We start from the raw sequence: 19338 nt of genomic DNA on the forward strand, positions 1-19338 counted from the left end.
AGCGCGGGATACCCATGGCCTCCCGGCGGGACGGCCCCGCCGGGAACGGAAAGAAGAGAGCGGAAGGAGGAGAGGTGAATACGGCCAAGGGTGGCTGATATACGGCGTGGCGAGGCAGACATCTCGACTCTTCTTCGACAATGAGATGAAATGAAAGAAGTGAGTTGGGGCACAGGCATTCCCATAACCCCGCCACTCCCGCTAGCTTCCCGTCGACCCAGTCCATATCGGGAAGGAACTCTGTGAAGGCAACCCGTCGCAGAGCCGCGGCCGCACTGGCCGCCGCCGCAATCGCGACCCCGCTCCTGCTGGCATCCGCCTCCCCCGCCGCCGCCGAACGCCACAGCCCCGGCGACCGGGCGACGAAGAACGCGGCGAAACTCGCGGCGAAACTCGTCGACAAAGCGTCCGCGAAGGACGCCCGTAAGCATCTGGAGAAATTCCAGCAGATAGCCGACACGACGGGCGGAAACCGGGCCGCCGGAACACTCGGATACGACGCATCGGCCGCATATGTCTATCAGCAGCTGAAGAAATACGGCTATGACGTCCGATACGAGCCCTTCGACTTCATCTACACCGAGACGCTCGCCGAGAAGCTCTCCGTCGTCTCGCCCACTCCGCGTACGGTCGCCATCCGGGCGATGACCTACACCAGGTCCACCCCGGTCGGCGGACTCACGGCCGACCTGGCCGCCGTTCCGGTCGACGCGACCACCGGCTGCGAGGCGTCCGACTACACCTCGGGGACCTTCACCGGGAAGATCGCCCTGATCAAGCGCGGCGGCTGCACCTTCGCGGAGAAGCAGACGGCCGCGGCGGGCGCGGGAGCGGCCGGGGCGATCGTCTACAACAACACCGAAGGCGCTCTCGGCGGCACCCTCGGCGATGTCGAGTCCGGGAAGATCCCGACCGGCGGCATCACCCAGGAGGAGGGCGCGAAGCTCGTCGCCGACCTGGCGAACGGCCCGGTCAACGTCTCGTTCGAGATCCGCCAGCTCCAGCAGAAGCGCACCACCAACAATGTGATCGCGGAGACCCGTACGGGCAACGCGGCCAACACGGTCATGCTCGGCTCGCACCTCGACTCGGTGATCGAGGGCCCCGGCATCAATGACAACGGCTCCGGCTCGGCCGGCCTGCTGGAGGTCGCCCAGGAGCTGGCCAAGGCCGAGAAGCGCCCGGCGAACAAGGTCCGCTTCGCCTGGTGGTCGGCCGAGGAGAACGGACTGTTCGGCTCGAAGGCGTATGTCGCCAACCTCAGCTCCCTCGGCAAGCAGGAGATCAAGCTCTATCTGAACTTCGACATGATCGCCTCGCCGAACTACGGGCTCTTCGTCTACGACGGCGACGACTCCGACGGCGTCGGCGCGGGCCCCGGCCCCGCCGGCTCCGCCCAGCTCGAACGGGACATCAACGAGTTCCTCGACAAGCGGAACACCCCGCACGAGGGCACGGACTTCACCGGCCGCTCCGACTACGGTCCGTTCATCGAAGCGGGCATCCCCTCCGGGGGGACGTTCACGGGCGCCGAGGGCAAGAAGTCGGAGGCCCAGGTGGCGAAGTTCGGCGGTACGGCGGGACTCGCGTACGACCCGAATTACCACGCCAAGGGCGACGACATCAACAACATCAACATGACCGCTTTCAAGGTCAACATCGGCGTCATCGCCAACGCCGTGGGCACCTACGCCCATGACCTCAGCTCGCTGCGGAAGCCGGTGACCACGGTGCCGACGGGCGGGGACACGGGCAGCGGAGGCGGACTGCACGACGGCCACGCGGAAGTGACGGAGTAACGGCCGAGGCGAGGGGGTGTCCGCGAGTACGGGATCCGGCGAATCAGGCGGATCCCTCGGACGCCCCCTCCCTCATCCCTCACCTCACGGCCGGGCCGCCGGACACCCGCCGGCCCGGCACTCACCCGCGACGCCCGGACGTGCCCCTCGGCGAACGGGTGATCTCCCGCCCGCCGAGAGGCACACCGTTCGCGGAGAGCCGCCCGGCGATCAGCCGGAGCGCCTTGGCCTTCCCTATGCCCGAACCCGTGGCACCGGCGACCGGACCGTGCCGGTCGAGTACCGACAACGGAATCCGGACGGGCGCGCCGGGCCGACACCACCCGTCCCACTGGAGGGCGCCGGGACCGGGAGCGGCTCCGGTGACGGCGTACCCGGAGGCGATTTTCCACGCGGGCCGGGCCCTGGTCTCGGCCCTCCGGGCCACCGGTTTCTCCGGTCTCAACACGTTTGCCCGGGATCGCACTAGCCCACCATGGCTGCGCCCGGAGCCGCTTGACCGGTAGGCTTTCCGTGTGATCTTCAAGCGCATCGGAAACGGACGGCCCTACCCCGACCATGGCCGGGAAAGCACCCGGCAGTGGGCGGATGTCGCGCCGCGCCCGGTCCGCCTGGATCAGCTCGTGACCACCAAGGGGCAGCTCGATCTCGAAACGCTCCTCGCGGAGGACTCGACGTTCTACGGAGACCTCTTCGCGCATGTCGTGAAGTGGCAGGGCGATCTCTATCTGGAGGACGGCCTCCACCGCGCCGTGCGCGCCGCGCTCCAGCAGCGCCAGGTCCTGCACGCCCGCGTCCTCGAACTGGCCTGAGAGAGCGGCGGCCCCGGCCCCGCCGTCCGGCCCCCACTCGATCCCGCCCCGCAGTCCTGGCCCGCGATCCCGGCCCTCAGCCGCGTCCCGCGCGGCAGCTTTGCCCTTGGCCTGATCGTGGCCTTCGACTGACCCTTTCGGACCCATTCCGGGACCGTACGGACCCATTCAGTTGATCATCTTGTATCCGTGGCCATCTGGTCGCACTACGCTGCGCCCATGAGCATGCTGACTCCCCCGGGAATGGGGGGAAAATACCGCATCACGGGCGACAAGTACCCCCGAATGCGACGCCCTCGCAATCGCCGCAGGATCGTGACGGCCGTCATCGCCGCGGTGGTGGCGCTGGGGCTGGCCGGTTGGGGAACGCTTCAGCTCATCGATGTCTTCTTCCTGGGCGACGACACCAAGGCGACCGCGGCGACCGGCCGGAAGACCGGCTGCAAACCGGGCCCCGGAGCCTCCCCCGCGCCCCCGGTCACCCTCAAGCCCGGACAGGTCACGGTCAACGTCTACAACGCGACCCCGCGCGGCGGACTCGCCAAGGCCGCCGCCGATGAGCTGAAGAAGCGCGGCTTCACCATCGGCAAGATCGGCAACGCCCCCGCCGCGTACGACAAGAAAATCCCCGGCGCCGGAATACTGCTGGGCGCGCCCGCCGCGGCGAAGGGTCCGTTCTCCGTACTGAACACCCAGCTCCCCGCCGCCACGACCAAGACCGACACCCGCACCACCAAGGACGTCGACCTGATCCTCGGCACCGCCTTCACCGCCCTGTCCCCCAAGCCCACGGCGGACCGGGCTCTCACGGCCCTCGCGAAGCCGACTCCGTCACCATCGGCCACGTGCTGACCGGAGCGTGCCGGCCGAACCCTGCCGACCGGCGAGGGAGCTGACCTCAACGTACGGACCGAAACGCGCGGACTGGAACGCACGGGCCGGAACGCACGGACCGAAACGCGCGGACTGAGACGTACGGGCTGAGACGTACGGGCTGAGACGTACGGGTCGGAGGATGCGGGCCGGAATGTGCCGACCGGCGGACGAGGACTACTCCGCCGCCCCGTACATACGGTCGCCCGCGTCGCCGAGCCCTGGCACGATGTAGCCCTGCTCGTTGAGCCTCTCGTCGACCGCCGCCGTGACGACCGTCACCGGAGTGCCCGCCAGTTCGCGCTCCATCACCTCGACGCCCTCGGGCGCGGCGAGCAGCACCACGGCCGTCACATCGTCCGCGCCACGCCTGATCAGCTCATGTATCGCCGCGATCAGCGTCCCGCCGGTCGCGAGCATCGGGTCGAGCACATAGACCTGCCGCCCGGACAGATCCTCCGGCATCCGGGTGGCGTACGTGGACGCCACCAGGGTCTCCTCGTTGCGGATCATCCCCAGGAACCCGACCTCGGCGGTCGGCAGCAGCCGGACCATGCCGTCCAGCATCCCGAGCCCCGCCCGCAGGATCGGCACCACCAGCGGCCGGGGGTGCGACAGCTTCACGCCCGTCGTCCCGGTCACCGGAGTCTCGATGTCGACCAGCTCCGTGCGCACATCCCTGGTCGCCTCGTACGCGAGCAGAGTGACCAGTTCATCGGCGAGCCGCCGGAAAGTCGGTGAGTCCGTGCGCCTGTCGCGCAGCGTCGTGAGCTTGTGCGCCACCAACGGGTGGTCGACAACGTGGATCCGCATGCCGCCAACAGTAGCCCCGGCTCGCATCAACCAAGGTGGGCGAGGGAAGGTGGAGGCGTATAGAGAGCTGTGGGGTGGTGAGGCCGATGGCGGAGCCGGAGAGTGAACAGGGCGAAACGGAGTACAGCGGATCGAGCGGAACCAACGGAATCAGCCGGACGGAGAGTGAGACGGACGAGGAGCGCCGGCGGCGACGCGCCCACTTCCTCCGCGAACTGAACGAGGCGAAGGCGCTGCGCGACCGCGTCCAGCCACGGCGTGCCCGCGCGGCCAGAATGCGCCAGCAGATGCGGATGAGGACGTTTCGCTGGTAACTCCGATGGAGTCCGCACACGTCTGAACGGCCTCCCGGCAAAAGGCCCAGTGTGAGAACTGAAGGCCGACGCAACGACGGAAGACCTCTCGCAAAGCCCTGGTTTCTGCCACGATTCCGTTGAGCGGAGCACGGAACACCGCACCGCTCAATCGTCACACCTCTGATCAGTGGGAGAGTCACGGTGTACTTCGCCGCACTGCTCGCGCGCACTCAAGACGGGTGGGAAGCGAGCGACACAGAGCTCGACGATGTGGAGACCCTGTCGGATCTGGCCGATCTGGCCCGCGACGCCTCGGTGGACGAGGACACGGTTCTCCTCTTCATCGAGCAGGAAGACGCCTGGTTCGGTCTCGTCCGGGTGGAGGGCGAGGAGGATCCTCGTATCTTCATCTCGGACGCGGCGGCCGCCGCCCGCTCCTCGTACGGGGAGATCCTGACCAATGAGTTGCTCGGCGGGGACGATGACGACCCGGCCGCCGACCTGGACGCACTGGATCTCGACGGCACGGAGGACGGGGAGCCGGACGGGCACGACGACAACGACCCCGACAACGACAACGACGACGGCGACAGCGAAGGTGCCGACTCGGGCACGGTGCGCTCGGGACCGGTCGGTGAACGCGACATCCTCATGGACCTCGGCCTCTCGGAGAAGGAGCTGCTGGCACTGGAAACGGACGCACTGCTGGAGATCGCGGAGGCGCTGGGCGCCGGGGATGTGCTGGAGACCGTCCGCTAGTGACGGAGACGACATCCGCGGTAGGGGATCCCCTGCGGGATCCCTGGGAGGCGCCGATGCGTCTCGCCCTGGCGGAGGCCGAGCGTGCGGCGCTGTCCGGCGATGTGCCGGTCGGCGCCGTCGTACTCGACGGCGAAGGCGGCCTGCTCGCCGCCGGGCACAACGAGCGCGAGCTGACGGGCGACCCGACCGCCCACGCCGAGGTGCTGGCGATCCGCAGGGCCGCCGAACGCCTCGGCGGCTGGCGGCTGACCGGCTGCACGCTGGTCGTCACACTGGAGCCGTGCACGATGTGCGCGGGGGCGATCACCCAGTCCCGCGTGGACCGTGTGGTCTACGGCGCACGGGACGAGAAGGCGGGCGCGGCCGGTTCGCTGTGGGATGTCGTCCGGGACCGGAGGCTCAATCACCGGCCCGAAGTCATCACCGGCGTACTGGAGGACGAGTGCGCCAAGGCGCTCACCGCGTTCTTCCGCGACCGCTGAAGGCCGCCTCCGATAAGGATTTCAGAGCATGGCCCTCCTTGGGCTAAGCTCTCTCCCGGTAGCGTGTCCGAGCGGCCGAAGGAGCTCGCCTCGAAAGCGAGTGTGGCGCAAGTCACCGAGGGTTCAAATCCCTCCGCTACCGCTCCTAGCACCCCTCTGATCTGCGGAAACGTGGACCAGAGGGGTGTTTTGCGCTTGGATGTGACGTTGACGTGTCCACATGAGACCCCAGCAGGGCCCGGACCGGCGTCACCGCATGGCAACCGTCCGCCTCACATGGCGTAGTAACATGTACTACATGGAGACTACGGCCCGGGAGTTCAACCAGAAGTCCTCACAGATCCTCGCCGCCGCCGCACGCGGCGAGACCATCACCGTCACCAAGAACGGCGTCGCCGTCGCTCGCGTAGTGCCCATCGATGACGACATTCCCCCGTACCCCACCGACCCCATGGGCGAGATCGGCCTTCCCGACCTCGGCCTCCCCGACCTGACCGACGACGAGATCGAGGAGACTCTCGAGGGAATGGGCGCCTGACCGTGATCGCAATTGCCGACACCAACGCTCTCTACCGCCTGTTGAACCCGAAGCTCACCGGCCATGAGGAGCACAAGAAGGCCCTCGCGGCGATCAGCCACCTGGTCATCTCACCCATGGTCCTGGCCGAGTTGGACTACCTGGTCGCAGCGCGCGTCGGTGCCCGAAAGGCATTGACCGCGGCACGGTTCATCGAGCGCAACACGGCCACCCGCCGCTTCGAAATCCCGCCCGTCGCCGCACACCTGAGCGCGGCAATCGCGGTTGCCGAAGGCTACGCGGACGCAGACGGAGGCAAAGGCGTCGGCCTGACGGACGCCATGAACGTCGCCCTCGCCGCCGCCTACCGCACGGACGTGCTGTTCACCACCGACCGGCACTTCCGCATGATCCGACCGCTCACCGGACACACGGCATTCCATCTCCTGCCCGATGACCTATGACCACAGCGCTCATGCCTGACGGCCCTCAAACTGCGGAGACGGTTACAGTGCGTCACTCCCACTGCGGCAACCGACCTGCCGCGAACGGGTTGGAGGTACGACAAGCAACCGTACTCAACGGAATCTCGGCTTCCTTCGGAAGGATCTCCACAGGAGGCCGCCCCTTCCGCCCGACTGGACAAGAATCCTATGGCTATCGAGCACGCGCCTCCGGACGAGACCACTGTGAAGAAGTCCGTCACCATCCCCAGGTCGCTTGCCCGTGAGGTTGAAGCCTGCACGGGCGCACGGGGGTTCTCGCTCTTCGTCTCCGACGCCGTCGAACACGCCCTCGCCCTGACCAGAACCAGAGAGATCGTCGAGGCGTACGAAGGCGAGCACGGCTCCTTCACTCCCGAGGAGATCGAGGAGGCCCGAAGGGCATGGCACGGCGCGTAGGCCGGGCGCTCGTAGTCGCCACGGCAGCGTGCTCGGGCGAGCCGAGCCCGGATTCGGGCCGGGTCGGACCCGCTCGGATCGGGTCGGGGGAAGCGGCAACGGGGGATAGCCGCTCCCCCCGATGAAGACCGGTCCTACCAGCCCGCGCCGCGTCGGGGGAACCGCACGGCGCCGGGCCCCGCAGTGAGGGCCGGTCTGTGATCCCGCCGGATTCCTGCCAGATCCGTAACGGGCTCACACCCATCCTGCTCGCTCTCGGACACGGAAGTGACCGGCAAACGGCCCCGACTCGTAGGGTCCTTGGTCCATAAAGGCTCGGTTAGACTTCCGCGACTGCGCGATCAGTGGAGGCCACGGAGCTTGCGGACCCTCGGAGAGCAGCAGGGGCCACAGGGGAACGCCGGGGAGGCAGGGGCTGATGGTGCAGGCGAAGAAGATCGCTCTCTATGTCGTCATAGTTTTCGTGCTGTACACCATCATCAATTCCCCGGCCAAAGCCGCGGATCTGGTCCAGATAGGCTTCGAGGGCATATCGGATGCGGCCAAGGCCGTCGGCGAGTTCATGACCGAGCTGGTCAACTAGAACACGTACGACTCTGAGGCCACTGGTCCCACGAGGAGTCTCTCTTGATCCGCCACCTGGTCCTCTTCAAGCTCAATGAAGGCGTCAGCCGCGACGAACCGCGCGTGGCCGCCGGCGCCGAGGCGTTCCGGAAGCTGGGCGGGCTGGTGCCCGAGCTGGAGTCCTGGGAGTGCGCCTGGAACATCACCGACCGGCCGATCGCGTACGACTTCGCCATCAACTCCGCCGTCGCCGACACCGACGCGCTGAAACGGTACATCGAGCACCCGGCCCATCAGGCCGCCGCCGCCCAGTGGGGCGAGTTCGCCACCTGGGTGGTCGCCGACTACGAGTTCTAAGCCGTTTTCCGTAGGCCGTCCTACGTCGGCGTCTCCCCGTACGGCCGGGCGCACACCTCCTTCGGCGTCCTTCGTACGGCCCCTTCGGAAGCCCCTCGCCCGTGTGGCGAGGGGCTTTTTGAGGTTTAAATCCCTATTTGTCCTCAACACGACGTTATCTGGTGCTTGCACACAGTGGACATGTCTTGTGATGCTATGACCGCTTTTGACGGATGAGTTGACCGTAGTTGACCGCAAAGGGGTGGCGTAAACGTGCCGGCCAGTACCGCGCCTCAGGCGCCGCCCAAGAACGAGCGCCCGGACGAATCACCGGCCGGTACGGACAACGAGACCACCACACCCGCTCAGGGAGCCCAGGGAGCCCAGGGGACCCAGACCACCTCTGCCGCTTCCGCCCCCGTGATCACCGGCGCCACAGCGGCCCCGCAGGCCACCGGTGCGGGCGGCGGCGAACCCCCCGCCGAGGCGGTCGAAGTGGTCGAGACCGTCACGGAGACCCCCGCGCGCCCCCAGAGCAGAGGCGCGGACACCCGCGCGCTCACCCAGGTGCTCTTCGGACAGCTGAAGGGGCTGGAGGCGGGCAGCTCGGAACATTCGCGGGTGCGAGGAGCCCTCATCGAGGCGAACCTGCCGCTCGTGCGGTACGCGGCGGCCCGCTTCCGCAGCCGCAACGAGCCGATGGAGGATGTCATCCAGGTCGGCACGATCGGGCTCATCAACGCCATCGACCGATTCGACCCGGATCGCGGAGTCCAGTTCCCGACCTTTGCGATGCCAACCGTCGTCGGCGAGATCAAACGGTACTTTCGCGACAACGTGCGGACCGTGCATGTCCCGCGGCGGCTGCACGAACTCTGGGTCCAGGTCAACGGCGCGACCGAGGACCTGACCACCGCCCATGGCCGCACCCCCACCACCGCGGAGATCGCCGAGCTGCTGAAGATCGGCGAGGACGAGGTGCTGGCCTGCATCGAGGCCGGCCGGTCGTACCACGCGACCTCGCTGGAGGCGGCCCAGGAGGGCGACGGACTGCCCGGTCTTCTCGACCGGCTCGGTTACGAGGATCCGGCGCTGGTGGGCGTCGAACACCGGGACCTCGTACGGCATCTCCTCGTACAGCTTCCCGAGAGGGAACAGCGGATCCTGGTGCTCCGCTACTACAGCAATCTGACGCAGTCACAGATCAGTCAGGAACTGGGGGTCTCCCAGATGCATGTGTCAAGACTCCTCGCCAGAAGCTTCGCTCGATTGCGATCCGCAAACAGGATCGAGGCATAGTCGGAACGGGTACACCCCGTTCGAAGGATTTTTCCGGAGCGGACATCCCCATACGCCCCGCTTCCTGCGGGGATTCGCGCACTACTTGTCGACATGTCACTTCAGCGTGTTGCCGACATGTGACATTCTGCGGGAGACGCGTTTGCCGCAGCCTCGCCGCCGGTATCTCAGGGGCAGGCTGCGTTCCTCCGTTGGTCGCGGCCACCGCGACCGACCGCGACCTCAAGGGGGTGGCATGTCCGCAGAACAGGGCAGCTCGAAGGTGCTCACGCTCACAAAGAGCGCACCCGCACCGGTCACGCCTGACAGCACGGAGGCCATCGACACTCGCACTCTGTCCCGTTCCCTGTTCCTGCGGCTGCGCGCCCTGGACAACCAGGGCACGGGGGAAAGCCCGGAGCGCACCTACGTCCGTGACACGCTGATCGAGCTCAATCTGCCCCTCGTGCGGTACGCGGCGGCCCGCTTCCGCAGCCGCAACGAGCCGATGGAGGACATCGTCCAGGTCGGCACGATCGGGCTGATCAAGGCGATCGACCGATTCGATTGCGAACGGGGCGTGGAGTTCCCGACGTTCGCGATGCCGACCGTCGTCGGCGAGATCAAGCGCTTCTTCCGCGACACCTCGTGGTCGGTGCGGGTGCCGCGCCGGCTCCAGGAGCTGCGGCTCGCGCTCACCAAGGCCAGCGACGAGCTGGCGCAGCGCCTCGACCGCTCGCCGACCGTTCCCGAACTCGCCGCCGTGCTCGGGGTGTCGGAGGAGGATGTCGTCGACGGTCTCGCCGTCGGCAACGCGTACACCGCGTCCTCGCTGGACTCCCCGTCACCGGAGGACGACGGCGGGGAGGGCTCGCTCGCGGACCGTCTCGGGTACGAGGACTCGGCACTGGAGGGCGTGGAGTACCGCGAGTCGCTCAAGCCGCTGCTGGCCAAACTCCCGCCGCGGGAACGGCAGATCATCATGCTCCGGTTCTTCGCGAACATGACGCAGTCGCAGATCGGCGAGGAGGTCGGCATCTCGCAGATGCATGTCTCGCGGCTGCTGACGCGGACGCTGGCGCAGCTGCGGCACGGACTGACGGCGGACTGACACGGACTGAAACGGACGCCGGCGCAGCCTGACGGCACGCTGAGCCAGTCGGCCGCCGGCTGATCGCGGACGGGGCGGGACCTCTACGGCCCGCCCCACACGGCACGGCACGGCGGCGGAACTGACGGTGGTGGTACGGCGGCGGTACGGGCGCGGCGTCCGGCATGGGCCCGGTTCTCGATCCGGACCTCGACCCAGGCCGCAGCGCGGGCCCGACCGAGGGGCCCGCCGCCAAGTCCGCGGCGGACCGATGCCGTATACCCGTCCGAGGGTTCCTTATTGACAGTTGACAGTACGTCAGACGCACTGTCGCGATGCGGCGACGACGTCGGACGAGCGCTCTCGCCATGGTGGCGCTCTGCCGCGGCGCAGCGCTCACCCCGTGCGGACGTGACGGCGGCAACGGCTACGCGGCAGAGGGCGCGCCCGGTTCGGGCTGCGCCCCGGCTCCGGTAAGCCGACGGGCGCGGTCCCGCCACGGGACGGCGTCCCCGGTGTCGCTGAACGGCCCGGGCCGCGCGCCCGGCTCGGGTACCCGGACGACCCGGCCTCCACCGGAGCACCGGGCGGCGACCCGAGAGCCGCTACCGCGCCCGGCTCGGGCAGGACGACGCCCTGCCCGGCGGCGGCGGATCGGTTCCGGCGGCGCGCAGGGCTCGGCAGCGGACGCACCGGATGCGCGGAATCGTGGCGCGTCCCGCCGGAGATGGGGATCGACACGAGGGACGTCACGGCCACCTGGCGGTGACCCGGCGCGCGCCGGCCCCGCCTCGGGTCAGCCGAACGCCAGCCAGGCCACCGCGCCCAGGACCACGATCGCCGCGACCACACCGGCGATCAGTCCGACCTTGGGTCCCGACTGCGCGGGCGCGGCCTGCCGACGCCCCTGAGGCGTGCCGTCGTCCACGAACGCACGGAACATCTGGGTACTGCCCGCGGGGTCGTAGTTGCCCTCGGGGCCCTGGCCTTGGGGAGCTTGGGGGTTCTGTGCCATGGGCCCCGACCCTAGCGAACCCGGCGGTCCGACCCAACCCCGGCCCACGGCCCGCCTCGGCCCGAAGACCAGCCCGGAAGCCCGGTCCGCCGCCCCTCCGGCCGCCCCCGGTCCGGAGCCCGGTCACCGCCCCTCCGGCCGCCCCACCGCGAAGACTTTCCCTTTCCTTTACTACTGCAAGCCCTTTTTCGCTTGCCTGAAGCAACCAATTATTTCTATGGTTGCCCTAAGCAAGTTGACTAGGGGAGGTCGGACCATGGCCGCGCAGGCCCAGTACGCGGAGCTGGCCCGCCAGCTCAACTCCATCGGCGCGCTGCGGCGCGGCCTGCTGCGACAGCTGCCCGCCGCGTGCCCTTCCGGCTCCACCGCCGTGCTCTCCCTGCTCCAGCGGTACGGCGAGATGCGTATGAGCCGACTGGCCGAGCTGCTCGCCGTGGACATGTCCGTGACCAGCAGGCATGTCGCCCATGCGGCGCGGGGCGGCTGGATCGAACGGGTCCCCGACCCGGGCGACAGACGCTCTCATCTGCTTCGGCTGACCCCCGCGGGCGTGGACATGCTCGGCGAACTGCACGAGCGGATGGCCGAGATGTTCGCCCAGAACCTCCACGACTGGTCGGACGACGAGGTCGGACAGCTCATCGGGATGCTCGCCCGGCTGCGCGATTCATTCGGCGACTGCCGGGCGCGTATCCCTCACACCGCTCCCGTACACCCGCACAGCGAGACATAGCGCCGTACAACGAACACAGAAGAAGGACTCCCATGGCTTCGAGCACCGAGGCAGACGCGCCGGGCAGCCAACCCGCGGGCGTCGGCACGCCCATGACGCACCGACAGATCATGGAGGCGCTCTCCGGTCTGCTGATCGGCATGTTCGTCGCCATCCTGTCGTCGACGATCGTCTCCAACGCCCTGCCCCAGATCATCACCGACCTCGGCGGCGGCCAGAGCGCCTACACCTGGGTGATCACGGCGGCTCTGCTGGCGATGACCGCGACGACCCCTCTGTGGGGCAAGCTCGCCGATCTGATCAGCAAGAAGCTGCTCGTCCAGATAGCCCTGCTGATCTATGTGGCGGGCTCGGTGGTGGCCGGACTGGCGCAGAACACCGGCATGCTCATCGCCTGCCGGGTCGTCCAGGGCATCGGCGTCGGCGGTCTGACCGCGCTCGCGCAGATCATCATGGCGGCGATGATCTCCCCGCGGGAGCGCGGCCGGTACAGCGGCTACCTCGGTGCCACTTTCGCGGTCGCAACGGTCGGCGGCCCGCTCCTCGGCGGAGTCATCACCGACACCGAGTGGCTCGGCTGGCGCTGGTGCTTCTACGTCGGCGTGCCGTTCGCGCTGCTCGCGCTGGTCGTGCTCCAGAAGACGCTCCGGCTTCCGGTCGTCAAGCGCCGGGTGAAGGTCGACTGGACGGGCGCGTTCCTGATCAGCGCGTCGGTGTCCCTGCTGCTGATCTGGGTCACCTACGCGGGCGGGTCGTACGCCTGGCTGTCCTGGCAGACGTACGTCATGGTCGGAGGCACGCTGCTGCTCGGCGCGGCCTTCCTGTACGTCGAGTCTCGGGCGAGCGAGCCGATCATCCCGCTGCGGCTGTTCCGGAACCGGACGATCACCCTCTCTTCGATGGCCTCGCTCTTCGTCGGCGTGGCCATGTTCGCGGGAACGGTCTTCTTCAGCCAGTACTTCCAACTGGCGCGCGACCAGTCCCCCACGATGTCCGGCGTGATGACCATTCCCATGATCGCGGGCTTGTTCGTCTCCTCCACGGTCTCCGGCCGGCTCATCACCAGGACGGGGCGCTGGAAGGGATGGCTGGTCACCGGCGGTGTGCTGACGACGGCGGGGCTCGGGCTGCTCGGCACGATCCGCTACGACACGGCGTACTGGCACATCGCGCTCTATATGGCGGTCCTCGGGCTCGGCCTCGGTATGACGATGCAGAACCTCGTCCTGTGCACCCAGAACCAGGTGGAACCGGAAGACCTGGGCGTGACCTCGTCCTTCGTCACCTTCTTCCGTTCCCTCGGCGGCGCGATCGGCGTCTCCGCGCTGGGCGCGATCCTCGGCAGCCGGGTCACCCACTACGTCGAACGGGGGCTGGCCGAACTGGGCCCCGCCGGCAGGGCGGCCGGCCAGGGCGGCGGGGAGATCCCCGACCTGGACAAGCTCCCGGAGCCGGTGCGTTTGGTGATGGAGAGCGCGTACGGCCACGGTGTCGCCGACATCTTCCTCTACTCGGCGCCCTTCGCCCTGGTGGGCCTTCTCCTGGTCCTGTTCATCAAGGAGGTGCCCCTGAAGAGCCGGGCGCTGGTGGCCGAGTCCGGCGAGCCCGGCGAGTCGACCGAGAACGCGGGATCCGTGCCGCCCGCGCGGGGACAGGTGGATCAGCCGGCCTGAGCCGGGAGAACACAGGGCTCCGCCCTCTCCCACCGCTCCGCCCTCTCCGGCCGCTCCAGCCCTCGTCCCTCTCGGGACCGGACCGGAAACGCCTCGCGGGCCTGACGAGACAGGACCGGACCCGGGCAGGACCCGGGCCGGCCGCGGACAGGCGGGCGGGAACGACGGGTCAGGGCCGTGGAGCGCCGATGGCACGGCCCCGCCACAAGGGCTCCGACCGCACACAGGTCCGATCGCACAGGCAGCCCGACCGCAACGCGCAGGCCCGACCACACCGCAGCCCGACCGCGCGCTCCGGCCACCGCTACCGGGCGCGCATGGCCTCGATGCCCGCCACCAGGAGGTCCAGGGCGAAGTCGAAGTCGCGTTCGCGCATCTCGGCGACCGTGTCGCCGCCCCTGGCATCCATCAGTTCGGTCGCGCTCTCGAGATCGCGCCGCATCTCCGGGCGTTCGGCGATCGTGCCCATCGCCTCGCGGAAGTACTCGTCCTGGCTCATCCCCGCCGACGCGCACCGCGCGATGAAGTGGCCCTCGATCGTGCCGAAGCCGTACACGAACTGGAAGACCGCGGCGAGGCCGCCCATCCGGCCCTGGGGCGGCAGACCGGTGTTGCGGAGGACCTGCCGGACGGCCAGGGAGAACGCCAGCGAGTGCGGTCCGATGTTCAGGAACGAACCGATCAGGGCCGAGACCCAGGGATGCCGCACCAGCAGCGCCCGGTACTCCGTCGCCAGCTCGCGGAGCTGCTGCCGCCAGTCGCCCTCGGGGCTCACATCGGGGAGCCGGATCATGCCGAACACCGCGTCCAGGGCCAGTTCCAGCAGATCGTCCTTGGTGTCGACGTACCAGTAGACGGACATCGCCGTGACGTCCAGCTCCGCCGCGAGCCGCCGCATCGAGAACTTCGCCGCGCCCTCGGCGTCCAGCAGCCGTACGGTCGCGTCGATGATCTTCGTACGGTCGAGGCCGGACGGCTGGCCCGATCTCCGGACCCGTTCGGCCTTGGCATCCAGCCATACGCTGGTCCCCGCGGGACGCCTCGCACGATCGGCCGCACTCACCATCGCGCCACCCTCCTAGGTTCTCCGGAGCCGGGCGGGCCGGAAACGCACCGATCCGCCCACTGCCGATGCTATGCCGCTCCCCCGACCGGCGGTTTCAGCGCATCCGCCTTCTCCGCCCGCCTCAGCAGCAGCGCGGCCAGCAGCCCACCCGCCAGCACCGCCACGGCCCCGACCAGCTGACTGGTCTCCAGCCCCGAGGCGAAGGCGTCCGAGATCCGCTCCCGTTCACCGGCGCCGTCGGCCGCCGCGAGGGCCGCGGGAAGGGACGCCGCCCCGGCGAGGGACGGCACGAGCGCGGCGAACCGGGAGTTCAGCACCGCGCCGAGCACGGCGACCCCCAGCCCGTTGCCGAACTCCGCGAGCGTGCCGTTCACCCCGGCCCCCACGCCCGCCTTCGCCGGCGGAATCGCGCTCATGATCGCGTTGGCCATCGCGGGCATGGAGAGCGCGACACCCGCGCCCATCACTACCAGGCCGAGGAACATCCCGCCGTAGCCGTCGGCGCCCAGCAGCGCGATGGCGGCGAGACCGGCGGACACCAGCGACATCCCGGTCGCGATGGTCGCCGGCGTGCCGAGCCTCGACACCAGCCGTGCGCCCATGCCGGTCAGATTCAGCAGGACGACGGTCACGGCCATCGGAGCCGTACGCAGACCGGCGTCCAGCGGCCCGTACCCCAGCACGAACTGAAGGTGCTGCGTCAGCAGAAAGAGTGAACCGCCCATACCGAAAGCCACGAGGATCGCGCCCGCCACCGCCCCGATGAAGCGCTGGTTCCGGAAGAAGTGCATATCGAGCATCGGATACGGAATCCTCAGCTCCCACAGCACGAAGACCCCGAGCACCAGCACCCCGGCCGTCGCCGACGCCAGCACCCGCGTGGAGGCCCAGCCGTGCTCGGGCCCGGAGATGATCGCGTACACGACGGCCGTCATACCGACCGTGGAGAGCAGCGCACCGAGCAGATCGGGCCGTTCACCCTGCGGATTCTTGGATTCCGGTACGAGCGCGGTCACCGCGAAGAGCCCGATCGCCGCCACGGGGATGTTGATCAGGAAGATCGCCCCCCACCAGAAGTGGTCGAGCATGACCCCGCCGACCAGCGGACCGGCGGCGAAGCCGAGGGAGTTGACGGTCGACCAGAGCCCGATCGCCTTGATCCGCTCGGTGTCGTCGAAGATCTGGACCACGACGGCGAGGGTCGTGGTCATCAGGAGCGCGCCGCCGACTCCCATACCGGCCCGCGCGGCGATCAACTGGCCCGATGTCTGGGCGAGCCCGGCCGCCAGCGAGCCGATGCCGAAGAGCGCGAGCCCCGCGAGGAGCATCTTCTTGCGGCCGTAGCGGTCGGCCGCGTTGCCCGCGCTGAGCAGCAGCCCCGACTGGACCAGCGAGTACGCGTTGATCATCCACTGGATGTCGGCGGAGGAGGCGTCGAGTTCCCTGGTGAGGGAGGGGATCGCCACGCTGAGGACCGTGTTGTCGAGCAGCACGGTGAGCTGGGCGAGACAGATGACGCCGAGAATCAGCCAACGCTGTGGATGCGCCCCGGGCGGGACGAGATCGGTTTCGGTGGTCGGCGCCGCCATGCCCATGCTCCTTATACGGCGTACAGGATCGAATCCTATACACCGTACAAGAACTCTCGTACGGTGTACAGGAGAGCTCGTTCCCGGCCGCGGGACGGTGGAGGGGGACCCGTCGGCGTGACCCGGTCGCGGGATACCGAGTGGCCAGGCCAGAGGCAGAAGCCGACCACGCGAAGGAGGGGCGCGCGGTGCGGCGCGATGGTCGATGGTCGATGGTCGTCCGCGACGCCGGCCGCGCGGAATCGGCGCCGCACGGCCGGCGTCGCGGAACATCAGCGCGGCGAGGAGGTCGGCGCCGCCGGGACCGTAGCCGACGGCGGCCCCTCGGGCGCGCGTTGTCCCCTGCCTGTTCCTGTTCCTGTTCCTACTCGCCCGGCTTGATCAGATATCCGGCCCCGCGCCGCGTGTGAATCATCGGCGAGCGCCCGGCGTCGATCTTCTTCCGCAGATACGACACATACAGCTCGACCACATTGGCCTGCCCGCCGAAGTCGTACGACCACACCCGGTCGAGGATCTGCGCCTTGCTGAGCACGCGCCGCGGATTGCGCATCAGATAGCGCAGCAGCTCGAACTCCGTGGCCGTCAGATGAATCGGCTTCCCGGCCCGCCAGACCTCATGGCTGTCCTCGTCGAGCAGCAGATCACCGACCGCGAGCACGGAATCGCCGCGTACGGCCGAGGCCCCCGAACGCCGGATCAGTCCGCGCAGCCTCGCCACGACCTCCTCCAGCGAGAACGGCTTGGTGACATAGTCGTCCCCGCCGGCCGTCAGCCCGGCGATCCGGTCCTCGACCGCGTCGCGCGCGGTGAGGAACAGCACGGGCACGTCCGGGAGTTCGCGCCGTATCCGTCCCAGGACGGCGAGCCCGTCCATATCGGGCAGCATCACATCCATGATCACCGCGTCGGGCCGGAACTCCCGTACGGAACGGACCGCGCCGGCCCCGTCATCGGCGCTGCGCACCTCCCAGCCCTCGTATCGCAGGGCCATCGACAGCAGCTCGCTGAGCGCTGTCTCGTCGTCGACGACGAGCACCCGGACAGGGCTGCCGTCGGACCTGAGCGTCTCGGTACGGGTGCGTGTACGGGTCGGAGGCGAGGTCGGCGTCATACGGGCGACGCTAGGGCGCTCCCCTCAAAAGGACCTTGGCGCTTCCTGGGAATTCCCTGAGAAACCCCCTCACCCGGCCGGTGGGAAGAGCCGGGCCGCGTTGTCGTGGCAGACCGCGCGGAGCCAGTCGTCGCCGAGGCCGAGCCCTTCGAGTGAACGGAGCTGATGGATGTAGGGGTAGGGGATGTTGGGAAAGTCGGTGCCGAGGACGATCCGGTCGCCGAGGTCCGCGAGCCGCTGCCTCTCCTGCCGGGGAAAGGGGGCGACGTTCTCGGTGAAGCCGGTGAAGACCATGGTCGTGTCGAGGCGGACCTCGGCGTACCGCTCGGCGAGGTCCAGGAAGTCGGTGTACTCCGGCATCCCCAGGTGCGCGACGACGATCCGCAGCCGCGGATGCCGGGCGAGGAGCCGTCCCATCGGCTCGGGACCGGTGTGCTTGCCGGGCACGGGCCCGGAGCCGCAGTGGGTGACGACGGGGACACGGGCGTCGGCGAGGAGGCCCCAGACGGGGTCCAGGAGGGGATCGTTGGGATCGTACGCCCCGACCTGTAGATGCGCCTTGACGACCCGCGCGCCGCCCTCGACGGCTTCCCGCAGGTACCGGTCCACGCCTTCCTCGGGAAACAGGGTGGCGGTGTGGAGGCAGTCGGGCGTACGGGCGGCGAAGTCGGCGGCCCACGCGTTCAGCCAGGCGGCCATGCCGGGCTTGTGGGGGTAGAGCATCGAGGTGAAGGCGAGGACGCCGAAATCCCGGAGCGTGGCGACGCGCTGCTCCTCCTCCTCGCGGTAGGAGATGGGCCAGTCGAGACCGGTCGTCTCACCGACGGCGTCGAAATAGGCCCAGACCTTCGCCAGAACGCGTTCGGGCATGAAGTGGGTGTGGACGTCGATCAGTCCGGGCAGTCCCAGCCGTCCCCAGAAGTCCCGTATCTCCTGTGCCTCGTCCGTCTTCAGGGCGTCACCCGCCTCCTGGACCCCAGCCGTCTGCTGGACTTCCCCCGCCTCCCGGACTGCACCCGTCTGCTGGACTTCAGCCGTCCCCTGGACTTCACCCGCGCTCAAACCCGTAACTCCGCTCCACTCGGCCGATATGAACGGTGTAACTCCGGTACCAGGCTTCCCGCCCTCTCCGCTGGGCGGCCTGATGCTCCAGGTTCCGCTTCCAGGCGGCGATGGCCTCCTCGTCCCTGAAGTATCCGACCGTGATGCCCAGCCCTCCGGGCGCCCGCGCGGACTCGGCCCCGAGGAAGCCGGGCACTTCCGCGACCAGTTCCTCCATGCGCCGGGCGGTCTCGGCGTACCCCTCGGTATCGGCGGTGTGGACGGAGGTGAAGACAACGGTGTAGTAGGGCGGCTCGAAGGCGGGGACGGGCGAGACGGTACGGATGGTCATGACATCCACCCTGGGGTCCGGGACGGCGGGATGTCCATGGCCGCCAACCCCCGAGATCCGGTTCCGGGTCTGGTCCGGGGTCCGACACCAGGGCCGGGACCGGTGCCGGCCCAGGTCCGGCACGGATCCGCGCGTCTAGGCCGCTTCTGATGGATCTTGCTGGGCTCGCGTGCCCTGGCACCGCACCTCGCTGCGTTGTCGTCGGTCACCTATGCTCCGCATGGATTCCCT

At 68.8% G+C, this 19338-nt stretch carries 23 protein-coding genes and 1 tRNA gene; 16 read left to right on the forward strand and 8 right to left on the reverse strand.

Annotated elements, in window-relative coordinates; translation table 11 throughout:
• The first annotated feature begins 242 nt into the window (after nt 1-242).
• On the forward strand, nt 243-1799 hold the full coding sequence (locus tag ACWEFL_RS25520; protein WP_451716703.1) for a M28 family metallopeptidase: 1557 nt from the start codon (nt 243-245) through the stop codon (nt 1797-1799).
• Between the two features lie 121 nt (nt 1800-1920).
• Here ACWEFL_RS25520 and ACWEFL_RS25525 read toward each other — a convergent pair whose 3' ends face one another.
• Entirely contained in the window at nt 1921-2226 is a 306-nt protein-coding gene (locus ACWEFL_RS25525) for a helicase HerA-like domain-containing protein (RefSeq protein ID WP_451716705.1), read from the reverse strand.
• Nucleotides 2227-2314: 88 nt separating this feature from the next.
• On the opposite strand from ACWEFL_RS25525, the gene ACWEFL_RS25530 reads away from it, so the two are divergent.
• Both ACWEFL_RS25530 and ACWEFL_RS25535 read left to right on the forward strand, forming a co-directional pair.
• Complete coding sequence (locus ACWEFL_RS25530) at nt 2315-2611, forward strand: type II toxin-antitoxin system VapB family antitoxin (RefSeq protein WP_451716706.1); 297 nt, start codon at nt 2315-2317, stop codon at nt 2609-2611.
• Nucleotides 2612-2830: 219 nt separating this feature from the next.
• Nucleotides 2831-3463 carry a LytR C-terminal domain-containing protein gene (locus ACWEFL_RS25535; protein ID WP_451716708.1) on the forward strand — a complete coding sequence of 211 codons (633 nt, stop codon included), beginning with the start codon at nt 2831-2833 and terminating at the stop codon, nt 3461-3463.
• Nucleotides 3464-3661: 198 nt separating this feature from the next.
• Here the strand turns inward: ACWEFL_RS25535 and upp are convergent, their stop codons facing one another.
• Nucleotides 3662-4297, reverse strand: coding sequence for a uracil phosphoribosyltransferase (upp, locus tag ACWEFL_RS25540; RefSeq protein WP_451716709.1), 636 nt, complete (start codon nt 4295-4297; stop codon nt 3662-3664).
• Nucleotides 4298-4383: 86 nt separating this feature from the next.
• Here upp and ACWEFL_RS25545 point away from each other — a divergent pair, with 86 nt between their 5' ends.
• From ACWEFL_RS25545 to ACWEFL_RS25595, 11 genes are all read left to right on the forward strand, one after another.
• Entirely contained in the window at nt 4384-4611 is a 228-nt protein-coding gene (locus ACWEFL_RS25545) for a hypothetical protein (RefSeq protein ID WP_451716711.1), read from the forward strand.
• 183 nt (nt 4612-4794) lie between these two features.
• Nucleotides 4795-5352: a tRNA adenosine deaminase-associated protein gene (locus tag ACWEFL_RS25550; RefSeq protein ID WP_451716713.1), complete on the forward strand. Its 558-nt coding sequence runs from the start codon at nt 4795-4797 to the stop codon at nt 5350-5352.
• A 56-nt stretch (nt 5353-5408) separates the two neighbouring features.
• A complete protein-coding gene (gene tadA, locus ACWEFL_RS25555) occupies nt 5409-5837 on the forward strand; it encodes a tRNA adenosine(34) deaminase TadA (protein WP_451716752.1) in 429 nt (142 codons plus the stop codon).
• A gap of 57 nt (nt 5838-5894) precedes the next feature.
• A tRNA-Ser gene (locus tag ACWEFL_RS25560) sits at nt 5895-5979 on the forward strand.
• A 156-nt stretch (nt 5980-6135) separates the two neighbouring features.
• A complete protein-coding gene (locus ACWEFL_RS25565) occupies nt 6136-6375 on the forward strand; it encodes a type II toxin-antitoxin system Phd/YefM family antitoxin (protein ID WP_451716714.1) in 240 nt (79 codons plus the stop codon).
• The gene (locus ACWEFL_RS25570) at nt 6372-6818 is read left to right on the forward strand and encodes a PIN domain-containing protein (protein ID WP_451716754.1); all 447 of its coding nucleotides are present in this window, start codon (nt 6372-6374) and stop codon (nt 6816-6818) included. Before ACWEFL_RS25565 ends, ACWEFL_RS25570 begins: the two co-directional genes overlap by 4 nt.
• Nucleotides 6819-7007: 189 nt before the next feature.
• Nucleotides 7008-7256: a hypothetical protein gene (locus tag ACWEFL_RS25575; protein WP_451716716.1), complete on the forward strand. Its 249-nt coding sequence runs from the start codon at nt 7008-7010 to the stop codon at nt 7254-7256.
• Between the two features lie 418 nt (nt 7257-7674).
• Entirely contained in the window at nt 7675-7839 is a 165-nt protein-coding gene (locus ACWEFL_RS25580) for a hypothetical protein (RefSeq protein ID WP_451716717.1), read from the forward strand.
• Nucleotides 7840-7883: 44 nt separating this feature from the next.
• The gene (locus ACWEFL_RS25585) at nt 7884-8177 is read left to right on the forward strand and encodes a Dabb family protein (RefSeq protein WP_451716719.1); all 294 of its coding nucleotides are present in this window, start codon (nt 7884-7886) and stop codon (nt 8175-8177) included.
• Nucleotides 8178-8429: 252 nt separating this feature from the next.
• A complete protein-coding gene (locus ACWEFL_RS25590) occupies nt 8430-9455 on the forward strand; it encodes an RNA polymerase sigma factor SigF (RefSeq protein WP_451716721.1) in 1026 nt (341 codons plus the stop codon).
• A gap of 235 nt (nt 9456-9690) precedes the next feature.
• Nucleotides 9691-10545 carry an RNA polymerase sigma factor SigF gene (locus ACWEFL_RS25595; protein WP_451716722.1) on the forward strand — a complete coding sequence of 285 codons (855 nt, stop codon included), beginning with the start codon at nt 9691-9693 and terminating at the stop codon, nt 10543-10545.
• Between the two features lie 775 nt (nt 10546-11320).
• Here ACWEFL_RS25595 and ACWEFL_RS25600 read toward each other — a convergent pair.
• Nucleotides 11321-11539 (reverse strand): hypothetical protein, encoded by a 219-nt coding sequence (locus ACWEFL_RS25600; RefSeq protein ID WP_451716724.1) that lies wholly within the window; start codon nt 11537-11539, stop codon nt 11321-11323.
• A gap of 256 nt (nt 11540-11795) precedes the next feature.
• Between ACWEFL_RS25600 and ACWEFL_RS25605 the strand changes: the two genes are divergently transcribed.
• Complete coding sequence (locus ACWEFL_RS25605; protein WP_451716726.1) at nt 11796-12272, forward strand: MarR family winged helix-turn-helix transcriptional regulator; 477 nt, start codon at nt 11796-11798, stop codon at nt 12270-12272.
• A 32-nt stretch (nt 12273-12304) separates the two neighbouring features.
• Entirely contained in the window at nt 12305-13945 is a 1641-nt protein-coding gene (locus ACWEFL_RS25610) for an MDR family MFS transporter (RefSeq protein WP_451716727.1), read from the forward strand.
• A gap of 304 nt (nt 13946-14249) precedes the next feature.
• Here the strand turns inward: ACWEFL_RS25610 and ACWEFL_RS25615 are convergent, their stop codons facing one another.
• The 5 genes from ACWEFL_RS25615 to ACWEFL_RS25635 form a co-directional block, all read right to left on the reverse strand.
• Entirely contained in the window at nt 14250-15011 is a 762-nt protein-coding gene (locus ACWEFL_RS25615) for a TetR/AcrR family transcriptional regulator (protein WP_451716729.1), read from the reverse strand.
• Between the two features lie 68 nt (nt 15012-15079).
• Nucleotides 15080-16600 carry an MFS transporter gene (locus ACWEFL_RS25620; protein ID WP_451716731.1) on the reverse strand — a complete coding sequence of 507 codons (1521 nt, stop codon included), beginning with the start codon at nt 16598-16600 and terminating at the stop codon, nt 15080-15082.
• Between the two features lie 364 nt (nt 16601-16964).
• Nucleotides 16965-17714 carry a response regulator transcription factor gene (locus tag ACWEFL_RS25625; protein WP_451716733.1) on the reverse strand — a complete coding sequence of 250 codons (750 nt, stop codon included), beginning with the start codon at nt 17712-17714 and terminating at the stop codon, nt 16965-16967.
• Between the two features lie 69 nt (nt 17715-17783).
• A complete protein-coding gene (locus ACWEFL_RS25630; RefSeq protein ID WP_451716756.1) occupies nt 17784-18668 on the reverse strand; it encodes an amidohydrolase family protein in 885 nt (294 codons plus the stop codon).
• A gap of 94 nt (nt 18669-18762) precedes the next feature.
• Nucleotides 18763-19107, reverse strand: a complete 345-nt coding sequence (locus ACWEFL_RS25635) for an antibiotic biosynthesis monooxygenase family protein (RefSeq protein ID WP_451716735.1) — start codon at nt 19105-19107, stop codon at nt 18763-18765.
• Between the last annotated feature and the right edge of the window lie 231 nt (nt 19108-19338).

Source organism: Streptomyces sp. NPDC004838 (genome assembly GCF_053600955.1).

Coding starts and splice junctions, on each gene's coding strand:
- ACWEFL_RS25600 (WP_451716724.1), bottom strand. CDS start 11,539: ATGGCACAGAACCCCCAAGCTCCCCAAGGCCAGGGCCCCGAGGGCAAC.
- ACWEFL_RS25620 (WP_451716731.1), bottom strand. CDS start 16,600: ATGGCGGCGCCGACCACCGAAACCGATCTCGTCCCGCCCGGGGCGCAT.
- ACWEFL_RS25615 (WP_451716729.1), bottom strand. CDS start 15,011: ATGGTGAGTGCGGCCGATCGTGCGAGGCGTCCCGCGGGGACCAGCGTA.
- upp (WP_451716709.1), bottom strand. CDS start 4,297: ATGCGGATCCACGTTGTCGACCACCCGTTGGTGGCGCACAAGCTCACG.
- ACWEFL_RS25545 (WP_451716711.1), top strand. CDS start 4,384: ATGGCGGAGCCGGAGAGTGAACAGGGCGAAACGGAGTACAGCGGATCG.
- ACWEFL_RS25610 (WP_451716727.1), top strand. CDS start 12,305: ATGGCTTCGAGCACCGAGGCAGACGCGCCGGGCAGCCAACCCGCGGGC.
- ACWEFL_RS25635 (WP_451716735.1), bottom strand. CDS start 19,107: ATGACCATCCGTACCGTCTCGCCCGTCCCCGCCTTCGAGCCGCCCTAC.
- ACWEFL_RS25580 (WP_451716717.1), top strand. CDS start 7,675: ATGGTGCAGGCGAAGAAGATCGCTCTCTATGTCGTCATAGTTTTCGTG.
- ACWEFL_RS25575 (WP_451716716.1), top strand. CDS start 7,008: ATGGCTATCGAGCACGCGCCTCCGGACGAGACCACTGTGAAGAAGTCC.
- ACWEFL_RS25595 (WP_451716722.1), top strand. CDS start 9,691: ATGTCCGCAGAACAGGGCAGCTCGAAGGTGCTCACGCTCACAAAGAGC.
- ACWEFL_RS25605 (WP_451716726.1), top strand. CDS start 11,796: ATGGCCGCGCAGGCCCAGTACGCGGAGCTGGCCCGCCAGCTCAACTCC.
- ACWEFL_RS25565 (WP_451716714.1), top strand. CDS start 6,136: ATGGAGACTACGGCCCGGGAGTTCAACCAGAAGTCCTCACAGATCCTC.
- tadA (WP_451716752.1), top strand. CDS start 5,409: ATGCGTCTCGCCCTGGCGGAGGCCGAGCGTGCGGCGCTGTCCGGCGAT.
- ACWEFL_RS25535 (WP_451716708.1), top strand. CDS start 2,831: ATGAGCATGCTGACTCCCCCGGGAATGGGGGGAAAATACCGCATCACG.
- ACWEFL_RS25625 (WP_451716733.1), bottom strand. CDS start 17,714: ATGACGCCGACCTCGCCTCCGACCCGTACACGCACCCGTACCGAGACG.